The organism is Bacillus sp. FJAT-45350 (genome assembly GCF_002335805.1).
Taxonomy (GTDB): Bacteria; Bacillota; Bacilli; order Bacillales; family NISU01; genus FJAT-45350.
Genome location: NZ_NISU01000001.1, coordinates 1,604,338 through 1,623,873, shown reverse-complemented (window position 1 = coordinate 1,623,873; position 19,536 = coordinate 1,604,338). Strand labels below are relative to the sequence as shown.

Annotated in this window: 17 protein-coding genes and 1 pseudogene; 9 read left to right on the top strand and 9 right to left on the bottom strand. The window is 33.2% G+C overall.

Annotation, left to right across the window (positions count from 1 at the left end; translation table 11 throughout):
* Positions 1 to 97: 97 nt before the first annotated feature.
* Entirely contained in the window at positions 98 to 484 is a 387-nt protein-coding gene (locus CD003_RS08280; RefSeq protein ID WP_096200667.1) for a group I intron-associated PD-(D/E)XK endonuclease, read from the bottom strand.
* 138 nt (positions 485 to 622) lie between these two features.
* On the opposite strand from CD003_RS08280, the gene CD003_RS08275 reads away from it, so the two are divergent.
* The gene (locus tag CD003_RS08275; RefSeq protein ID WP_096200666.1) at positions 623 to 979 is read left to right on the top strand and encodes a helix-turn-helix domain-containing protein; all 357 of its coding nucleotides are present in this window, start codon (positions 623 to 625) and stop codon (positions 977 to 979) included.
* 149 nt (positions 980 to 1,128) lie between these two features.
* On the opposite strand, the gene CD003_RS08270 is transcribed toward CD003_RS08275, so the two are convergent.
* From CD003_RS08270 to CD003_RS08255, 4 genes are read right to left on the bottom strand one after another with little or no spacing between them, the layout of a single operon-like run.
* Positions 1,129 to 1,836 (bottom strand): hypothetical protein, encoded by a 708-nt coding sequence (locus tag CD003_RS08270; protein ID WP_096200665.1) that lies wholly within the window; start codon positions 1,834 to 1,836, stop codon positions 1,129 to 1,131.
* Entirely contained in the window at positions 1,814 to 3,463 is a 1,650-nt protein-coding gene (locus tag CD003_RS08265) for a tyrosine-type recombinase/integrase (protein WP_096200664.1), read from the bottom strand. The genes CD003_RS08270 and CD003_RS08265 overlap by 23 nt, the downstream gene beginning before the upstream one ends.
* A 21-nt stretch (positions 3,464 to 3,484) precedes the next feature.
* Positions 3,485 to 6,952: a helix-turn-helix domain-containing protein gene (locus tag CD003_RS08260; RefSeq protein ID WP_096200663.1), complete on the bottom strand. Its 3,468-nt coding sequence runs from the start codon at positions 6,950 to 6,952 to the stop codon at positions 3,485 to 3,487.
* Entirely contained in the window at positions 6,945 to 8,183 is a 1,239-nt protein-coding gene (locus CD003_RS08255; RefSeq protein ID WP_257008274.1) for a tyrosine-type recombinase/integrase, read from the bottom strand. Before CD003_RS08255 ends, CD003_RS08260 begins: the two co-directional genes overlap by 8 nt.
* 214 nt (positions 8,184 to 8,397) lie before the next feature.
* Here CD003_RS08255 and CD003_RS08250 point away from each other — a divergent pair.
* The 5 genes and pseudogenes from CD003_RS08250 to CD003_RS08230 form a co-directional block, all read left to right on the top strand.
* A pseudogene (locus tag CD003_RS08250) lies at positions 8,398 to 10,278 on the top strand (DNA topoisomerase III); the annotation flags it as partial.
* 127 nt (positions 10,279 to 10,405) lie between these two features.
* On the top strand, positions 10,406 to 10,897 hold the full coding sequence (locus CD003_RS08245; protein WP_096200661.1) for a hypothetical protein: 492 nt from the start codon (positions 10,406 to 10,408) through the stop codon (positions 10,895 to 10,897).
* 73 nt (positions 10,898 to 10,970) lie between these two features.
* Positions 10,971 to 11,846, top strand: coding sequence for a DUF5667 domain-containing protein (locus tag CD003_RS08240; protein WP_096200660.1), 876 nt, complete (start codon positions 10,971 to 10,973; stop codon positions 11,844 to 11,846).
* A gap of 135 nt (positions 11,847 to 11,981) precedes the next feature.
* Entirely contained in the window at positions 11,982 to 12,689 is a 708-nt protein-coding gene (gene sigI / locus CD003_RS08235; RefSeq protein WP_096200659.1) for an RNA polymerase sigma-I factor, read from the top strand.
* A gap of 20 nt (positions 12,690 to 12,709) precedes the next feature.
* Complete coding sequence (locus CD003_RS08230) at positions 12,710 to 13,921, top strand: proline-rich domain-containing protein (RefSeq protein WP_096200658.1); 1,212 nt, start codon at positions 12,710 to 12,712, stop codon at positions 13,919 to 13,921.
* A gap of 110 nt (positions 13,922 to 14,031) precedes the next feature.
* On the opposite strand, the gene CD003_RS08225 is transcribed toward CD003_RS08230, so the two are convergent.
* Positions 14,032 to 14,520, bottom strand: a complete 489-nt coding sequence (locus CD003_RS08225) for a CarD family transcriptional regulator (RefSeq protein ID WP_096200657.1) — start codon at positions 14,518 to 14,520, stop codon at positions 14,032 to 14,034.
* A gap of 286 nt (positions 14,521 to 14,806) precedes the next feature.
* Entirely contained in the window at positions 14,807 to 15,004 is a 198-nt protein-coding gene (locus tag CD003_RS08220; RefSeq protein WP_096200656.1) for a cold-shock protein, read from the bottom strand.
* Positions 15,005 to 15,242: 238 nt separating this feature from the next.
* On the opposite strand from CD003_RS08220, the gene CD003_RS08215 reads away from it, so the two are divergent.
* Together CD003_RS08215 and CD003_RS08210 are read left to right on the top strand one after the other, a co-directional pair.
* Positions 15,243 to 16,502, top strand: a complete 1,260-nt coding sequence (locus CD003_RS08215; RefSeq protein ID WP_096200655.1) for a DHH family phosphoesterase — start codon at positions 15,243 to 15,245, stop codon at positions 16,500 to 16,502.
* Positions 16,503 to 16,696: 194 nt separating this feature from the next.
* Positions 16,697 to 17,065 (top strand): hypothetical protein, encoded by a 369-nt coding sequence (locus CD003_RS08210; protein ID WP_096200654.1) that lies wholly within the window; start codon positions 16,697 to 16,699, stop codon positions 17,063 to 17,065.
* Positions 17,066 to 17,092: 27 nt separating this feature from the next.
* Here the strand turns inward: CD003_RS08210 and CD003_RS08205 are convergent, their stop codons facing one another.
* Entirely contained in the window at positions 17,093 to 17,350 is a 258-nt protein-coding gene (locus CD003_RS08205; RefSeq protein WP_096200653.1) for a DUF2524 family protein, read from the bottom strand.
* Between the two features lie 96 nt (positions 17,351 to 17,446).
* Positions 17,447 to 17,962 (bottom strand): hypothetical protein, encoded by a 516-nt coding sequence (locus CD003_RS08200; protein WP_096200652.1) that lies wholly within the window; start codon positions 17,960 to 17,962, stop codon positions 17,447 to 17,449.
* Positions 17,963 to 18,419: 457 nt separating this feature from the next.
* Between CD003_RS08200 and CD003_RS22600 the strand changes: the two genes are divergently transcribed.
* Complete coding sequence (locus CD003_RS22600) at positions 18,420 to 19,241, top strand: CAP domain-containing protein (RefSeq protein ID WP_373558558.1); 822 nt, start codon at positions 18,420 to 18,422, stop codon at positions 19,239 to 19,241.
* Positions 19,242 to 19,536: the final 295 nt, after the last annotated feature.

The following is a 19,536-nucleotide window of genomic DNA, read 5'->3' as shown; positions in this document are numbered from 1 at the left end:
TTAAACATCCTTTCGAAAAACAGTTAACCTGTAATATAGCATATACTACTAATGATAATATATTTTGTATAAAAATCTGCTCTTGGAGAGGATTTGGTTAGGAAGATTCGGTCTCTTTTATGTACCTAGTTATCGTTCTTGATTTTGAATTAATTCCATCAAGAAATGTTCCATCTAATTCAATAAATTTCTCTTTATCTGGCAGCCAAACCAAATAAATATCTACTGAATACTGTTTATATCGCCATGTCTTATTACCTGGTGCAGATATTGACCAACTATTTACCTTAACTTTATCATTAAAAGCTACTTTTACATTGATTCTTTTAAATTCTCCATTTCTTTCGATTACGAAATCGTAACCCTCGTTGTCGGCTATCTTAAATAGAATTGAATAACCTCTTTCGCTGAAATATGTTATGCCTTTTATCTCGACCAATTTCCAATCGGGTTTCTGTTTTATATTCTTTGTATCATTCTCCATTACAGCACCTCCTACATAAAACTCATTATTAACATAAAAAATAATACTTATAAGTATTATTTTCTATTTAATAAACAATATGGTTATCTTTTTATTTCTAATCATTGCTCTAATCTTAAGTTAGAGAGGTGAAAGGAAATGTCTAGCTTTTTGGTTTTAGTTGGTAATAAGGTTCGCTTATTAAGAAAAGAAAAGGGGATGACACAAGAAGAGTTAGCGGAGCAATGTGGAATACAAAACACTTATATTGGTGGTATAGAACGTGGTGAGAGAAATATTTCATTAAATACTATTGAAACATTGGCAGAAGGTCTAGGAGTATTTCCGTATGAGTTACTAAAGTTTGATGATTTAAAACAAGACGTTTTAAATGATAAAAGAACATTGATCGAAAGTCACAGAAACCTGCTTTTTAATAGAAGTGAAGATGAGATTAGAATGTTGCAAAAGATGACAAAAGAACTTTTATATTTAATAGATAAACAAAGAAATTGAAATTTTGAAAACTAAAGTATGACAAGTAGCTATATTAGAAGATAAAAGGCAACCTTAATTTTCCAATAATTTGTAAAATTAAGGTTGCCTTTTTATTTGTTTTGTCGTTGATAAGACATTTTTATTGGGATTTTTACACAATTAGTAAGTCACAAATCAAACTTACCTTTAAGTTTAGACAATATTTCTAGACGTTTTGATTCCGTTTTTTCAGAAGCGTCATTACTTTTAGCTTCTTCACTTCTATCAGGAAAATTTCTTGATAAATCTTTTAGGTCCAGATTCCTTTCTTTATTAGTTCCGAATTTGACCAGTTTATCTTTTATTCCAATCTCCTTTAGTAAAGGAGATTGGTCGTGTAGGTGAGGATATAGACTTGAAGCAACTATTGTATTATAAAGTTGCTCATAATGGTCAGCGCGTTTTTTTTCTTTATTTAGTTGTTCTTTTAAATCTTGAACTTCTTCATAATTAATATGATCACTGGATAGTTCTTCCTTGTATTTTGTCAGTTCCTCATATAACTGATAAATTATAACTTCAAGCTGAAGTAGCTCATTTTTAAGCATACTTTTATTGTTTGCGTATTTTTCAAAGATAAGTTCAATATTTGGTAAATTAATGTCATTGTTTTCGTTTAAAGGAATAGAACGAATAATAGGGCTATTTAATTCCTCTAGCAAGTCTTTCATTCGACGGCTCCATGTATTTCGCCCTACGCCGGTTTCACGCTGCAGTAGTGATGGAGTTATTTTTTGGCCTTTTAATTTGTATTTTACTTCTAAGGCCATCTGTTTTAAATCCTGATCTGTCCATTCTTGAGGTTTTCCACGATTAGTCCTTTCCTTTTTGCTCATTTGTAGCCTCCATAATTTTAGCATCGAGAGTAGCCTTCATATCCATCAATGAGGTGAGTTTTCTTGATGTAGTTTTTAATAAATTTTCAGATGAGAAGTTATTATACGTATTACCGTTTCCTTTAGATGCAATTTCGCGCATCAACTGAATAGATTCGGAAATTTTTACTTTTATTGTTTGAGAGCAATCACCCAGCCATTTAATTCCTTCTTCATACTCTGAGATTGTAGGATTGAAAAGAAATTTATTACAAAAACGACAATCCTCAATACAATTGCTCGGGAAAATATCTTTGCTTTCTGTGCAAGATCCATATTGTATTCTCCCTACAATTTTGTTCTGATCAAGGTTGGAAGTTGAAAGTACCTTACCTTTATCATAAACAAACCTTTTCCAGCCGATTATGCCGTTGTTGGTGTTGGTGGTAATGGAATGTTCCAATTTCTTTTGAGCTAAAGAATAAACATAAGATTGAGCAAATTGGCTTGCATGTGAGAAATAATTGTCCTGAGTATAAATATCTTTATGTCCAGCCATTTTTGCAATTGACAGCATATTGAAACCTTGTAGGCACATATTGATAATAGCAAAATGTCTAGTATCACCAAATTTAATTTTTTCGAGTTCAAATTCTTGATAAATGCCTTTTACTACATTTTTATAAAATCTATTTAAAATGTCATAAAAATCTCTTCGGTTCATTCTTGTGTTTGACTTTGTTCTTTTTAATTTACGTTCTTTACTAAAATAATACAGGTCTGTAGTAAAGAGGTAAGGAGAATCGTTAGTTACTCTATAATCAATATCTGAAATCGATTTGCTTAGTATTTTATACGTATGTTCATCAATTTCGATATCTTCATCTTTTGGATTTTCTTTAATTCTAGAAACTTTAATTGAATATACTTGTCTATTATGGCGCATTGTGGATCGCAAACAGTTCTTTTCAAGCATTAAAAACTCGGTTGGTCGAAGTGGAAGAACATTAGTTAGCAGCCACCACATCATAATAGGAAGATATTCAAAAATAGTTTGTGTGTCATTGTTTCTAAAAAAATCATTTACTATGTCGTCAAACTTAATTACATCCTGAAAATTTGGTAAATTGCGACTTTCATTCTTTACTAACGGATGCTTATCGCAAATTTCTTTAATTTCTAATTCATTTTCTATCGTGATGAAAGAGAGAAAGTATAACAAATGACTTGCTAACCGGCCTCCATGTGGTTTGCTTTTTAAACTTTCATTTTTCAAAAAAACTTCTAGGTGGCTCGTGTTGGTTAAACCATTACTAGCAAGGATCGATCGTTTCAAATTTTGTAATTCATTATATACAGTTAATGGTTTCTTTTCTGATATTAGCCGAAGAATTGTGAAATATTTTAATGCTTTATTCAGCTGAGTAAATACTTCAATATTAAATGTGAATTCTACATACATATCTTGTACCTTATCAAAGACCTTCCAATGAATATCATCAAATTCACATGCAAATATATTAAGATCAACTAATTGTTGAAACATTTGTAGGTATTCGTTTTCATTGAAAGATTGAATATCTATTTTTTTTATTTTATTTATTGAATAATTTTCATTAATGGTGTTGATTTTTAATTTTAACTCCATCTATTTCACACCTTTTATAGATTAGTTGATTTTTATTTTTGAGGCAACCCCTTCAATTTTATCCCAGGTTATTTCTATAGGTATATATGCACTAGTTATTTCATCACCAAAACACATTCGTGCTTCTTTCCATAAAAATAGCACATGCATTAAAAAGTTAGTTTCTCTTTCTAAGATCACTTCGTTAGTAGCTTTTTTAATATTGTCAATCAACCTGTTAATTTCACTTTTTAATTCTATTAATATTAAGTTTTGAGGTATAAGATATTCACAACCAAAGCAGTTTTGTCGTTTCGGATATTTGCAACCAGGATAAAGAAAACATTGTCCATACTCAGATTTTGAAGGCATTTCGCCTTTTGAAAGTTTTAGGACAATTTCTTTAACTTCTTCCTGTGAATACTCTCTTAATCTAGAAACGATTGAACGTCGATTCTCGTAAATTTGGTTTAGTTGGTATGATATATCCTTTTTTTCAAAACTATTAGGTGTTATCGAAATGTGATTTAATAAGACTTTACCTAAAGATTCTAATAAAGAAGGAGAATAATTCACCCTAATATCTTCAATCATTTTTGTTCTTTCTTCTAATGTGTGATTGGTTTCACTATTTTGTGAAGCGAAAATTATTAAATAATTATACAACCAGCCAAAGTGACCTCTTCTAAAAAGGTTGTGTGATATTCGACTAATTGCACCATCTTTATTGGTAGCCTGAATGTAAATTGCTGTTGAATCAGACTGTTTATGTGATCTTGCCCTTTCTGTTAAAAATAAAGCTAAATCAGCATCCTCTCCATCTTCTTCTACAATGCTGTAAAAGAGGTAAGTCGCAACAGTTCTATTCATTATTCTACTTTTAAAATTGAATTCTTTAAATTCGGGATGGTCGCAATAAAATTTCTGGTGACGCTTCATGCCACTAGTATATAAATTTCTATATTTAGTGGTACTAATAAATGTTCCTAGGAGCAAATCCATATTATTTGATTTTCTATGGAATTCACTAATAACCAATGCGTGAGCAAGAGGAGATACTAAATCAGGTGAAACAATAAATGTTAGGAGTTCACCAGTTTTGCTTGCCCTTCGATTTCTAAAGTGAATATATAATTGATTGATTACTTTTTGTGACTCTATATCTAATAGATTATTTTCTGAAAACCCTTCTAATGAAGTCACTCTTAGCTCTTCGACTTGTATATTTGGAGTTTGGAAAATTAAATCTCCACCTCGAATGAAATCGGTGAGTAATAGTAGGGAATATGCCCACATATTTGCATAGAATTGATCATTAATTGCCTTAATTTTGTGGAGTTCAACTTCCTTTGTATAATTATATAATCTATTAAACAGTTCAGGAGGGTAAATATACATCTCTTTCTCTTTGTCTTTTTTCTCAATTGTAATAATTTCTTTTGGTTCTATGTCCATTTCTCTATAACAATAATTTAAAAATCTCGGAATAATAATTTTTTGTTGCTTATTCTTCGCTTCACTAATTAACTCTTGCAATTCTTCTATTGCTAAAAAGTAGACTTCTACTTTTAAAGTTTCAACAAGGTATTTTAAAATTTTTTCATAGGTTGAGTATCTATCACGGATATACGCAGGTGATCCTGACATTTTATTGAATTGCAATGTAACGTATTCTTTATACAGCCTTATTGTATTTGGGAAGTTGTTTCCTCCTACATTATGGTTATGGTTTATAAAGGATAACAATTCTTTTAAGGCAATTTTGCTATTATAATCTTGCTTATCTTTATGTGACTCTATATCAGAAGGGGGAATTCTCCATTCACCCTTAAAGTTTTTAACTGCATTAGGAAAATAATCTTTCACTTTCTGTTTTATTGCAACAAAGCTCTTATCAACCATTTGTGCACTTTCCCTAATTGATAAAAATCTCTTCTTATATTCAGTCTCTGTACTTATAAATTTTTCCACATCTGATTTTGGGATTAGTGGCTTACCCAAATTATCCTCTTTTACATTAGGAAATCTATTCTTTTTAATTAGTTTCATGACAGTTACTAACTGTACACCTATTGCTTTTGCTGCAGCAGATGGTGAATAAAAGTTTTTTGATTTGAAGCTAAGAACCTCTTCGTATGATAAAACATCCGATAATGGTATCTTCCAACTATTCAAAAATATAAATGCATTCGGAAATTCGTCTTTTTTGTCAATAAGGTATAGAACAGTGTCATTACTACAATCTAATCTAATCGCAACTTCTGTTAAAGATAAACATTTGCTAACTTTCTCCTCGATTGTTTGAAGATCTGACAAAGGTATCTTCCAATTACCTTTGTCTCTAAATGCGTTTGGGAAAATATCCTCTTTATTAATAAGATTTAAAACACTTGAGGTACTGCTGTAACCTAGTCTGTCAGCAACTTGTTTAACAGTTAAATAAGTTTTTCTTTCCTCAAATTCTTTAATATCTGAAAGTGGAATCCTCCAAACACCTTGGAATTTAAAGGCATTTGGGAATAAACTTTCGTTCTTTATTCGATAAATGACCTGCCTATTACTTATATTTAACCTTTCAGAAGCCTCTGGTGAGGTTATACTATTTTCACTTTTCTCCTCGATTGTTTCAATATCTGAAAGAGGTATCTTCCAATTATCTTTGTCTTTAAATGCGTTTGGGAAAATATCCTCTTTATTAATAAGATTTAAAACACTTGAGGTACTGCTGTAACCTAGTCTGTCAGCAACTTGTTTAACAGTTAAATAAGTTTTCCCTTCCTCAAATTCTTCAATATCTGAAAGTGGAATCCTCCAAACACCCTGGGATTTAATGGCGTTCGGGAATAGGCTTCTGTTTTTCTTTAAGTTTATAGCGGTGCCATATTGCAAACCAAATCTTTTAGCTACCTCTTGCAAATTTAAACTAGTTTTTTTTCTTTCTTCTAATAGTTTTTTTTCATAAGAGTCGATATCAGAAAGAGGTATCCACCACTTACCGCTATTAAAAAAGGCATTAGGAAATGTACTTTCGTTTTTTATTAGATAAATGACATAACTGGAACTTATACTTAATCTTTCAGCAACGTCCTGTGCTTTTAAACATGTTTTCGTTCTCTCTTTAACTATATTTATTCTTTCTTCAAACGCCTCGACATCCTGAAGTGGTATTCTCCACTCATTCTTAATTAAAATCGCATTGGAGAATACATCATTTTTTAGACGATTTAACACGCTGGTGGTACTATTAAAACTTAATCTATCTGCAACTTCCTTTACGGATAGATAAGTAGAACTACCTAACTTATCAGTGAGAACGTTTTCGTATAACTTTTTACTTCTTTCCTCATATTTCTCGACATCAGATAAGGGTATTTTCCAAATACCTTTTTCTTTAAATGCATTAGGAAATATATCTTCTTTTTTTATAAGATTTAAAATACTGTTTTTACTTTTATAACCTAATCTATTAGCAGCTTCTTTTACTGTATGGAACCCCTCTGTTCTATTCATGTACTCCCTCTCTATCTATTAATTTAGGAATATAATGCTCATGTAAATTTGAGAATTTTTCTTCTATTTTTTTATGTAAACGTTCTGTTGAGTTCATGTAGGTTAAGGATGAGTTTATACTACTGTCGCCGCGTGGTTGTGATATTTCATATGGGTTCTCGGCATACTCTGCTAATAGATTTGTAAATGTGCCACGGCCAATATGAGTTGACCATTTCATATATTTTAGGTGTTGACCGAGTAACTTTTGTTCACTATCACCATGGCTAATAAGTAATTCAATAAATTTATGTTTTGCTTTTTCAAAGTATTGTCTATAGCTTCTTTGCGACATGGCTTTTCCATCCTGATTAACAAACAATGCGTTAGTTTGATCAATAGGTTTAAATATTTTTAAGTGGTCATTTAAAAGGATATTTCCCCAATCTTCTATTTGGAAAACTCGTTGCGTTCTAACCTTCTTAACACTAGCGTGATCTTTTATGTCTGTCCTAAAATGCTGGTTATCAACTTTAAATACAAAATCACCTTTATTCATACTCCTAGTAACCTGTGTTCTTCTTAAGTTAATTACTTCACTAATCCTCAATCCACCAAAAAATTGTAAATATATCCCTAGGGCAATTGGTTTCGCAACAGCGATTGCTACCTCAAGGAATAATGGAATATAACTAGGTGGAAAGGCGTGTTCAACTTTGTTCGGTTTTTTTTCTGGATAAATTGGTCTAAATGGTGACTCGTAATAATATCCGTATTGACCTTGTTTCTTTTCAAATTTGTTAGTATCAAAGTGAATAGAACACTCTTCCTTTACTAACCATTTATAAAAATAAACTAGAGTTCGTTCAGCATTTCTTACGGTGTCTCTACGAACACCTTCAACTGTAAGGGAGTTTAAATATTTATCTCCATGAACAATTTTTAAATCTTGTAGGGATTCAATCTGAAACTGTCCTTGATTTTCAAGCAAATAATTTAGAAACTTTACTATATTATTTGAGTACTTTCTTTGAGTGTTATATTTCCTTGAACCCCAATAGTGCATAATGAATTGAGAAAGAGGGTGTATGACATGTACATTGAGATTAGTATTTTTTAATCCAATTAAAGTTAATTGCTTCTTTTTAACTTCTCCATTATTTAAAAATAGATAATCTATCCAAATAGGTATTGCAATAAACTTGAAGCTACTACTTTTACTTTCAAATAAGAGAATATTGTTATTAGACAAAATTGTCCCCCTAACTTAAAATTAGTTACATCTTCCGATTTATGTACAGTTTTCAGTAGGATACGTCATGTTAGATCCCTACTTACAAATTCTAGCATTATACCTATTTATGTGCAATTAAAATCTTCTGCTATTCTTGAAATAAACTATTTTACCAACCTTTTTAATGAAGTATAGTGTGCATAATTAATTATGTGCATAATGATAGAGATAAGCGGGTCGAGAAGGAGAGCTAGTTGCAAGATGGATTATTGAAAAAGCAAATGTGAAAAAAACAGTGAAACGATTGTGGATTTCATCAGTCACTGATAAAGCTATTAAGGATGGCTTTTCCAATTTAAAGAGTGGCAAAAACTATGAGAATCTATATGCTTCAGCCGTAGCTCGTTCAGAGGCCGACTGGTTTGTAGGGATGAATGCAACAAGAGCATTAACTACGAAATATAATGCTCAGCTATCATGTGGCAGAGTGCAGACTCCTACATTGGCGATTATTGCAAAAAGAGAAGAAGAAATACGAAACTTTAAACCAAAGCCATACTTTGGGATTACTGCATCAACTAAAGAAAGAGTAAAGTTAGTATGGCAAGATAATAAAACAAAGGATACAAAAACATTTAATAAAGAGCTATCTGACGAATTACTTAAAATTCTAGCGTCTAAAGAAGCTGAGGTAGTTTCGGTTGAGAAAAAGAAGAAACAAAGCTTTTCTCCTATGCTTTATGACTTAACCGAATTACAACGCGATGCAAATAAACGATTTGGTTTCTCAGCGAAAGAGACTTTATCTATTATGCAAAAATTATATGAACAACATAAAGTTTTAACATATCCAAGAACAGACTCTAGACACCTATCGACTGATATTGTCGATACAATAAAGGACCGTCTACGAGCAATTTCGGTAGGGCCATATGTAAAACTCGCTGGTATACTAGTCAATCAACCAATCAAACCAGTGAAATCCTTTGTTGACAATAGTAAAGTATCAGACCATCATGCAATTATACCGACTGAAGACCAACCAAGTCTCAGAGCATTTAGCGATAAGGAACGTAAAATATATGACTTAGTTGTCAAACGGTTTTTAGCCGTACTTTATCCACCTCATGAATATGAGCAAACTAGTATTACTACATCTATAAATAATGAAACGTTTATCGCTAAGGGAAAGATTGTCCTATCACAAGGCTGGAAAGAAGTCTATGACAATCAGTTTGAAGAAGATGAAAACAGTACTGATGTCAATCAGACGCTGCCAGTAATATCTAAAGGAGACAAGCTTTCAATAACGTCAATAACTCAAACAAAAGGGTCAACACAACCACCAGCTCCATTTAATGAAGGAACACTCCTATCAGCTATGGAAAACCCAGCTAAGTACATGGCGAATGAAGACAAAAGCCTTATTCAAACAATCGGGCAAACAGGTGGACTTGGAACAGTAGCTACTCGTGCTGATATCATTGAAAAGCTTTTTAACAGCTTCTTAATTGAAAAAAGAGGCAAAGATATTTTTGTTACGTCGAAAGGAAAGCAATTATTAGAACTAGTACCTGAAGATTTACGCTCACCTTCATTAACAGCTGAATTGGAACAAAAGCTTGAAGCTATTTCAAAAGGAACATTAAACAAAGATACCTTTATACAAGAAATGAAGAGTTATGCAAAAACAGTAGTTCATCAGATTAAAAATAGTGAAAAGAAATTTAAACATGATAATGTTACTGGAACAAAATGTCCTGAATGTAGCAAACTCTTACTCGAAGTTAGCTCAAAAAAGGGAAAAATGCTTGTTTGTCAGGACAGAGAATGTGGCTACCGTAAAGGAAAATCAAAAGTTACAAACGCTAGATGTCCGAAGTGTAAAAAGAAGCTTGAATTAAGAGGTGAAGGAGAAGGACAAACCTTTGCATGTGTATGTGGACATAGAGAAAAGCTATCTAGTTTTAATGCAAGAAAAGAAAAGGAAAAAGGAAGCAAAGCATCTAAAAGAGATGTAAATAAATATTTAAAGAAACAACCAAATACAGATGAAGAACCATTTAACCCAGCATTAGCAGAAGCATTAGCCAAATTAAATCTAAAAAAATAACGTGATTCACTCATCTTACTTAAGTAGTAGGGTGAGTTTTTTTCATTTTCCCCCTAAAAAACAAAACGCTAGTCGTATAGATTAGTAGGTACATAAATGAGCAAGTTACTTGTGAGGTGATAGACATATGAATAAGGGATTTGTCCTAATCGGAGCAGCATTTACGTTATTACTAAGCACTGGTTGTGCAAAGGATGTGGTACATTCCTCTTATGAAGTCGAGGAAAAGAAGCCTGTTGTCCAACTAGTTGAAGTAGAAACGATGTCATTATATGAAAAGCTAAACGAAATGCAAGGTTGGTCGATCGAGAAGGAAATAAGTGCTAATCCACCAACAATTTCAATCATTCATGAAAAACAAAATGTAAAAGGGGTTTTCTCAGTAATAGAAACTGATAAAGCGATTATCTCTATACAGGAAGAATTACTACGAAGTGCTGGGAATGTTATCGTAATCGAACAGACAAAGAACCATCTAGCTTATCAGACCGACAGGAAAGATAGTGTTAGAACAGATATTTTTACAGAACAGGTAGACGGAAAAACAACGATATTTACACTCATCACACCTTTACATGAATATGAACAAAACCAAGGTATCATAATGGAATTCAAATAAAATCTAATAATAGGAGGGTAAAGTCCTTTTATATAAATCATTTTCAAAAACATACTGGAAGGAAGATATTATTATGAAACGTTTTACAATTTGTGTTATGTTAAGTTCAATTTTAGTTGTTGGTACGGCAAGCGCTGAGGAGCAAGAAACAACCTATGTGAATGACCCTAATTCTCCATTATATGAATTAATTCATGCGATTGAAAAAGTTAAGTATGAGTATACAGAAGATTGGGAAGAAAAGATTGATATTTTACTAGAAAATGCGAATAAGCGTATGTTAGAGATTGAAGAAAATGAGGTAGTTGATCCTGACTTAGCTAATAGAATTATAGAGCATATTCAAGAAAATATAGAAGAAATAGAGAAAAAGCTTGATGAAGCTGAAGAAAATGGAGAGGACATTACTGAGATTGAAGAGGAAGTAGTACTTCATCATTCAAACCGTGGAAATAACCTTCTTGTATTACTTGAAAGGGAGAACTTACCAGAGCAAGCAAAGGCAGGTATTAGAAGAGCACTTGCTAATCAAGAAAGAGCAATGGAAAAACGTGCGGAAGCAAAACTTCGAGTAGAAATGAAAAAAGCACTACGCATTAAAATGGAAGAAGAGAGTAAAGTAGAGTCTGAGGTAGAAGAAACTGAACATAACGAAAATCAAGTAATAAAAGAACATAAAGAAGAAACAGCATCACTTAAACTAGAATATACAGTTGGAACTAATCAAGTTGAAGAGAAGGAAGAGCAAGTAGAAGAAGAAGCAAAAGAAATAATTGCTTCACCTACAAAAGTAAAAGGTAATGAAAAAGCTGCTCAAGCTAGGCAACATGCAAGTGAAAGAGCAAATAACGGTAAGAGTAAAGGTCAAGAAAGAGCAAAACAAGCAAGAGCTAAGGGAGAAAATCACCCTTCCCAAAATGGAAATGGACGAAATAGTAATAGACCATAAATGCACCATTTTTAAAGGGCAATAATTCCAGTTCAAGGGAGTTATTGCCTATTCCTTATCGTTTATTTACCAACCTTATAAGATAAAGTATGCTTAAAGAGCGTGTTTGGAATGTGATAAGTAGGTGTAATTGACATGGATCAAGTAGAATTAGTTAATCAACTAGAAGATGCGAAAAAGGGTAATGAGTTAGTTCGAGAACAATTAATTAGACATTATCGACCATATATTATTAATACAGTAGGTCATATATGTCGTGAGTATCGTACATGGAGCGATGAAGAAGCTAGCATTGGTTTACTAGCTTTCAATCGTGCCATTGACACATTTGATAAAAACGGAGGTAGAAAGTTTCTAAATTATGTCTATCTTTTAATAAAAAGAGATCTGATTGATTTTTATCGTCGCGAAAAAAGAGAGCATCATCTTTCATTAAACCAAAATATCAATGATGATGACATCACGTTAAATGAAATGGAAGCTAATAAGTCCATTGAATCATTTAAACAATCTGTACAAACTAGTGAACTAGTAGAGGAAATACTCGAATTAAATCTAGCATTACAAGGTTTTTCAATTGCTTTTGATGAACTTGAGCAGTTTTGTCCCAAGCATAAAGATACTCGTGAAAACCTAAAGGAAATTGCTTCAGTTTTAAGTCAAGATCAAGAATGTGTAGATCTGTTCCTAACAAAAAAACGATTACCAGTCACTGCCTTCTGTAAAAAACATAACTATAGACCTAAAACGTTAGAACGATATCGTAAGTATTTAATTACGTTAATACTCCTGACCCTTCATCCAAATTGGATCCATTTATCTCAATATATTCAAAAAACATAAAAAGAGGAGGGGAGTCCGTGATGAAAATCGTAAAAAAAGGGACAGTTGTCAGTGTTAGTGAAAACGTAACGACGATTATTACAGAAGATGGGACTTTTAAGAACTTGCCCCGAACTAGTAATGATGAAGTGCCTGTTCTTGGTGAATCATTAGCTTACACAGAGCAGACAAAGTCAAAAATATCATCAGTAAAATACGCTTCTATTGCAGCAGTGTTTATTCTTGCTATTATTTCTTACCTATTCTTACCTTTTACTGATAGTAATGCTGCTTATATTGTTGCTGTAGATATTAATCCAAGTATCGAAATAAAGGCAAATAAAGATCATCAAATACTTTCAATAGAGGCGCAAAATCTTGATGGGGAAAGGCTAATTGAGCACCTGAACCAAAATAAAATGACTATAACAAATATACTTGAAGAGGTATTAATACATTCAATTGAATTAGGGTATATTGCTGAAGACGAAACAGCGTTAGTTTCAACAACCATCATTCCTTTAGTTACTGAAACTCTCGATGTACTAGACATTGAAAATGTATTAAAAGAAACAGCAGAACAAAACAATCAATCAGTTCAATTAACTACATCTGTTGAAAGTGAAAAGTTCTATGAGGAAGCCAAAGCAATACTACCATCCGTGAATCAGTATTCACTATACAAAGAATTTAAAGAGAAAGGTGTAATTACCGACATTTCAGAAGTCAAAGATAAAAGCATTCGTGAGATGAAGCACCTTGAAAAAGAGAAGAAGAAAAATGATGCAATGAACAACAAGAGAAATAACGAGAAAGTTGATAATCACCCGTCAAAGATTGCTCCAGGAAAGAATGTCGATAAGGAGAAACAAATACCGAATCCGAATTCAAATGCTAACAACGGAAATGGTCCACCAAAGAATGTTCCAACTCCTGCAAGTGAAAAAACTAATCAAGCAGAGAAGAAGGAGAATGGAAACGGTATAGGGAAGCCTGCTACTCCAGAGAGGGGAAATGGAGTGAATCCAAGTGAACGTGGACATTCAAATAATCCTACTACGCCTAATGATGAGCGAGGAAATGGAAAGAAGCTAGAAAAGCCACAAACACCACATGAACGAGGGAATAGCAATCAACCTAATAAGCCACAAACACCACATCAACAAGGAAATAGCAATCAACCAAATAAACCAGCTTCTCCTGGTGAACGTGGAAATGGGCCTCAAGGAAATGGTGAAAAGAAAGGTCAGTAACAGTGTTATATGAATGGAAACAGGATGAAGAAAGCCACCCATTTCGGGTGGCTTTCTTCATCCAACTGGATTACATTAAAAGTAAATTTTAAAAAGTGCAAAAGCTCTTTTTATTCTTCTACTTTATTCATTACCTCATTGATAAGCTCCGTAGCTTCTTCTTGCGTAATTTCTTTAACAAGAATCAGTTCACTTGTAAGTATCTGAAGGGCGTTATCTAGCATGTTTTTGTCTTCAGTTCCAATTTTTTTATCTTTACTAAGCATCATTAGATCACGAATAACATGAGCGACTTCTTGAATGTCACCACTCTTCATACGTTTCATATTACTGTGGTAACGCTGATGTCTATTCACAGTCATATCAGGCTCGCCATCAGTAAAAACAGAAAGGACATTCTCGATTGTTTCATCATCAACAACTTCTCTGATTCCTAAGTTTGATGAATTGCCCATTGGAATAGACACTTCCATATTACTATGAGTCATATTAAAGATATAATATTGCTGTTTCTCACCAAGAATTTCCTTTTCTTCGATGTCCTTTATAATACCGGCACCATACATCGGATAAACAACCTTATCACCAATTTCAAACATAGCTAGCCTCCCAACTTGAGTCTTAAAATCATTATAACATATTTGATAAGAATTATCAAATTTTCAATTTTATCATTCTTATTAAAGTGTTGTCAATGATTTTTTTTGCTACAAAATCCACTTACCACCATTACGCTTGAACTACTTATTATGTGTACATTATGTATAAAACAAGCGCTGTAATTTTCATACTTTATTAGCTTATGTTAATTTTTTGAAATTATTCTAACGTTTTTTTAGAAATGAAAAATGGGTGAGGAACGAATTCCTCACCCATTATATATAATTACTTTTGAACGTTAGCTGCTTGTGGTCCACGAGCACCTTCAACGATTTCAAATGTAACTGATTGACCTTCTTCTAAAGCTTTGAAACCTTCGCCTTGAATAGCAGAGAAGTGAACAAATATGTCCTCTTGTCCTTCAACTTCGATGAAACCGAAACCTTTTTCTGCATTGAACCATTTAACTTTTCCTTCTAACATAATGAAAATCCTCCTAGTGTGGAAATTTCTCTTCCACAGTTGTATTACTATTCTTGTTTTGGTACTGTTCAAGACGAAATTGAAACGTTAATTCTTAATTCATCTGATTCCATACGCTACAAAAATAAGCAAATACCATATTATCACGGCCTATTTAACAAAAGCAAGGTAACCATTTACGATAATTTGCGATAACCTACACATACTATCACTAGAAAACGGCAAAGGGGACTTACTTATGTATCGATTATTTACACATAATGACCTTGATGGTGTAGGTTGTGGTATTGTTGCGAAACTAGCGTTTGGCGATAATGTTGATATTCGCTATAACTCAGTTACAGGATTAGATTTTCAAGTAGAACGCTTCCTCGAAAAGGGGAATAAGGATGACTACTTATTAATTACTGACCTATCTGTAAATAAGAATAATGAAAAGCGTATTAATGATTTTGTTCTCAAAGGAGGACAGGCTAAATTAATTGACCACCATAAAACTGCTCTTCATTTTAATGATTATAATTGGGGAAACGTGAAGGTCGAATACGAGGATGGTCGTCAAACATCAGCCACATCGTTATTATATGAATACTTTTTATCTAGAAATGAAATTCAATCGTCCCCAGCCCTTGAACAATTCGTTGAGCAGGTACGCCAGTTTGATACGTGGGAATGGGATAAAAATGAAAACATCGATGCGAAACGGCTGAATGATCTTTTCTTTATGATTTCCATTGATGAATTCGAAGAAAGAATGATTCATCGTATTAAAAATAATGACCAATTCTCATTTGATGAGTTTGAAAAGAAACTATTAGATTTAGAAGAAGAAAAAATTGAAAGATATGTTCGTCGAAAGCGGAGGGAAATGGTTCAAACCTTTATCAGTGAATACTGTACAGGGATAGTTCATGCCGAATCTTATCATTCTGAATTAGGTAATGAACTAGGGAAGGAAAGTCCTCACCTTGATTATATTGCTATTCTAAATTTGGGTGGTAAGAAAATAAGTTTCCGAACTATTCATGACCACGTCGATGTATCAGAGGTCGCAAATAAATATGGTGGTGGAGGTCATGCAAAAGCAGCTGGGTGCTCATTAACGACCGGAGCCTATGAATACTTTGTCGCAAAACCATTTGAAATGGACCCGCTCCGAATTGACTCATTCAGAAATCGTTTTAACCATAAGGGTGATTCTACAGGTTGTCTTTATGAAAGTAGGGATGAAGATCAATTATTTATTTACGAAACAGAGGCTGGTCAGTGGGCACTTGAATCTAATCATGTGAAGCAAGACCAAGAGTACTCTTCCTTTGAAGATGTAGAACGTCATATAAAAAGAGAACATGGTGCATGGTTAGTAAGAGATGAGCAATATATCCATTATCTAAAAGAAAAGGCAAAAGAAATGAGGAAACAAACTAGCACAGCAACTATCGACCAAATCATTTCTGAATATAATAAAGAAGGTGGAAACGCACATATATCTCATTAGAAAGAAAATCTGTATAAGCACAATTTTGTTGAAGCAATATGCGTAGCGCGCTACAAGGTTCAGGGAAATGTTTTCTTATTGATAAACGTGTAGTGTGCTAAGCAATTGCTCCTTCCTTTAATATGTGTTTTTATCTACATTGAAGTATTTTATAGTCATAATAATAACTAAATCCGACAAAAGGAGTGTACGGATTGGAAAATAATATTCGAGACTTAATAACTCCTGAGATAGAAAATGAAATAAACCAGCTCACATTTACAAAGAATTTTCGTTCTGCTACAGCTGAAGAATGGTTCATTTTTCATCCACATTACTCAGATCCAAAAAGTGGGGGAGCTTTTGGGAAAATAATTATTCACTATGATCTCCAAGGAAATAGAGATATTTTTTTAAATACAACTATCATAATTGATGATGAAACTCTTTATGATAAAAAACACCATACCCTCGTATATGCAATTGCAGATGAAACTATTAACCGTTTAGTTGGTTATGCAAATACATTAGTAGCTGTTCATTCTGGGGGGAATTCATATAATGCGGAGTATATTAGAAATTAAATATAAAGAGGTAATGAGGAGGCGATATTAACAGCCTCTAATCATTACCTCTTGTATTTCATCTATTTTTGCTTGAACTTCTTTTAGCTTCTTATGGTGCTGAGGCATTGATAACATTAGTATATCAGCTTCATCTCTTAATTGATTCAATTCATGCTGTAGGCTGGAATATTCAGTTACATCATTTTCTCTAATCATCTTCACTTCCATAAGCTCATTGAGTGCTTCATCAACAGTAGCTTGAACTTTGTCTAAAAAAACATTTACATTTTCATAATGATTCACAATAGTACCTCCCTTGTTCTATTGTTATGACTTACTACTTTATTCTCTCCACTAGTAAGTAAACAATCCCTAAGAAAGTATATCCTTTTATAATACCTAGAATTTTTCAAAGTATTTTAACGAGTGTATTGTAAGCTCTATAAAACTTTGTATATCTTCAATCTGATCTTCATTTATCTTTCGACTAAAATGCAAATTTACGCGATTATAAAATTGATTTGAAGACCCATATTCAAAGAATATTTCTTGATGGATAAGTGGGCGTCTATTCCAAAGATTATTTAGCATATTTTCAATGTCAATACAATCATGGTCTATATCATTCACCCTCGTAAAAAAGCTCACCTCTAAATTACAACCTGCATCTTTCTCATTTTCATCAATTTTTTCTACCGTAAAATCTTCTATAGATGATTGAACACTTATTTCAACAAATGGGTAAGGACGTTCATTATCAAACGTTTGAATTTGCATAATAAATTCTCTAGACATAGTTGCCAAGTCTACAATGTCACGTCTATTAATAACCTTTAAATCATTTGAAAGATCTAAATCATATATTGCTCCTTCAAGCACAACTTTTATATTTTCAAAAATAGTTGGATCGAACATCAATATTGCCTCCAAATTCACGTGAATGTGATGAATAGTAACTATGTATTCAAAAGTGTTTTTTCCTCTATTATACAACTTTTAGTAAATATAAGGGATATTGTTCAGTTTTCCCACAAATATTTTTAATCAAACTAATTAAAATACTAACGAGAACAAAACAAAAGGAGACTAAAAAATGAAAATTAAAAAAATCTTTGCAGTTATTACCGCCATACTTATGCTAGCTTTAGTCGGATGTGGAACTGGTGGTCAAGCTCTTGATGCTCAAGAACGTACAACTCATTCTCCACATCCATATCCAGCAGATAGAAATTTAACGGGAATTGATGCGGGACGTCAACATGAAAGTGGTACAAGAGAAGGGATTAACTGGAATATTTCAAGTGAAGAAACTTCTATACCTAGTGATCAATACCCTGAAACAAAAGCGGTTCAAGTTCAAGAGGCTAAATTTATTTATGTAGTTGAAGATGGGGAAATAAATGTAGATGAGGGCGACATTCCTGCTCAATTACAACAATTTTCGCCCGACCAAATTAAAAACGCTTTACGTCATCAACTTGATGGTATTTCACAAGATGAATTGCAACGTTTTTCACCTGACAGACTAGAACAAATGGTTCGTGACCAACTTGGAGAAGCTGCACCAACACCAGGTGAACAGCCTGAACAGGCAACACCAGAGGCACCACAGCCAGATACTGAAAGAGAAACACCACAAGCAACACCAGACAGAGAAGCACCAGAAGCTCGTGAGCCAGTAGCAGATACACCTGCACCAACGCCTGCTCCTGAACAAGCTCGTCCTGAGGCACCAACACCAGCTCCAACGCAACCAGAAGCTGAGCCTGAGGCTGAACAAAGACAGGAACAAGCACCAGAAGCACGTGCTGAAGGTCTAAGTGATTTCGAGGCTCAAGTAGTTGAATTAACAAATGCAGAAAGAAGAAAGAACGGCTTATCAGATTTACAAGCAGATACGCAACTAAGTAGTGTAGCACGTAAAAAGTCTACAGATATGCAACAAAACAATTATTTCTCACATACAAGTCCTACGTATGGTTCGCCATTTGATATGATGAGAGACCAAGGTGTTTCCTATACTGCAGCAGCAGAAAACATTGCTCAAGGTCAAAGAACACCACAAGAAGTTGTACAAGCTTGGATGAATAGTGAAGGCCATAGAAAAAATATCATGAATGGAAACTTCACTCACATCGGTGTCGGCTATGAACAAAATGGCCACCACTGGACACAAATGTTTATAACTAAATAAAAATGGCTGTAACCACTGGTATCCCAAAAGGTATAAACGAGATGAAACCGCTGAAAAAAGGTCCAATATAGTGGATTCAGGAAGCAGTAATGGCTCCGCGCTTTGCGCGCTTGCTTTGAGAAAAAACCACTCATAGCAAGCTTTAAAAGATGCAACGGCTAAGCTCATTACTTAAGAAGGCTGCTGGAAAAGTGAAAATCACACTTTTTCAGCAGCCTTCTTTGGGATACCCTTTTTAAATTGGAGTTTTTCATTCGAATATGTGATTATAGTAAGGAAAGAATTTTGTATTAGG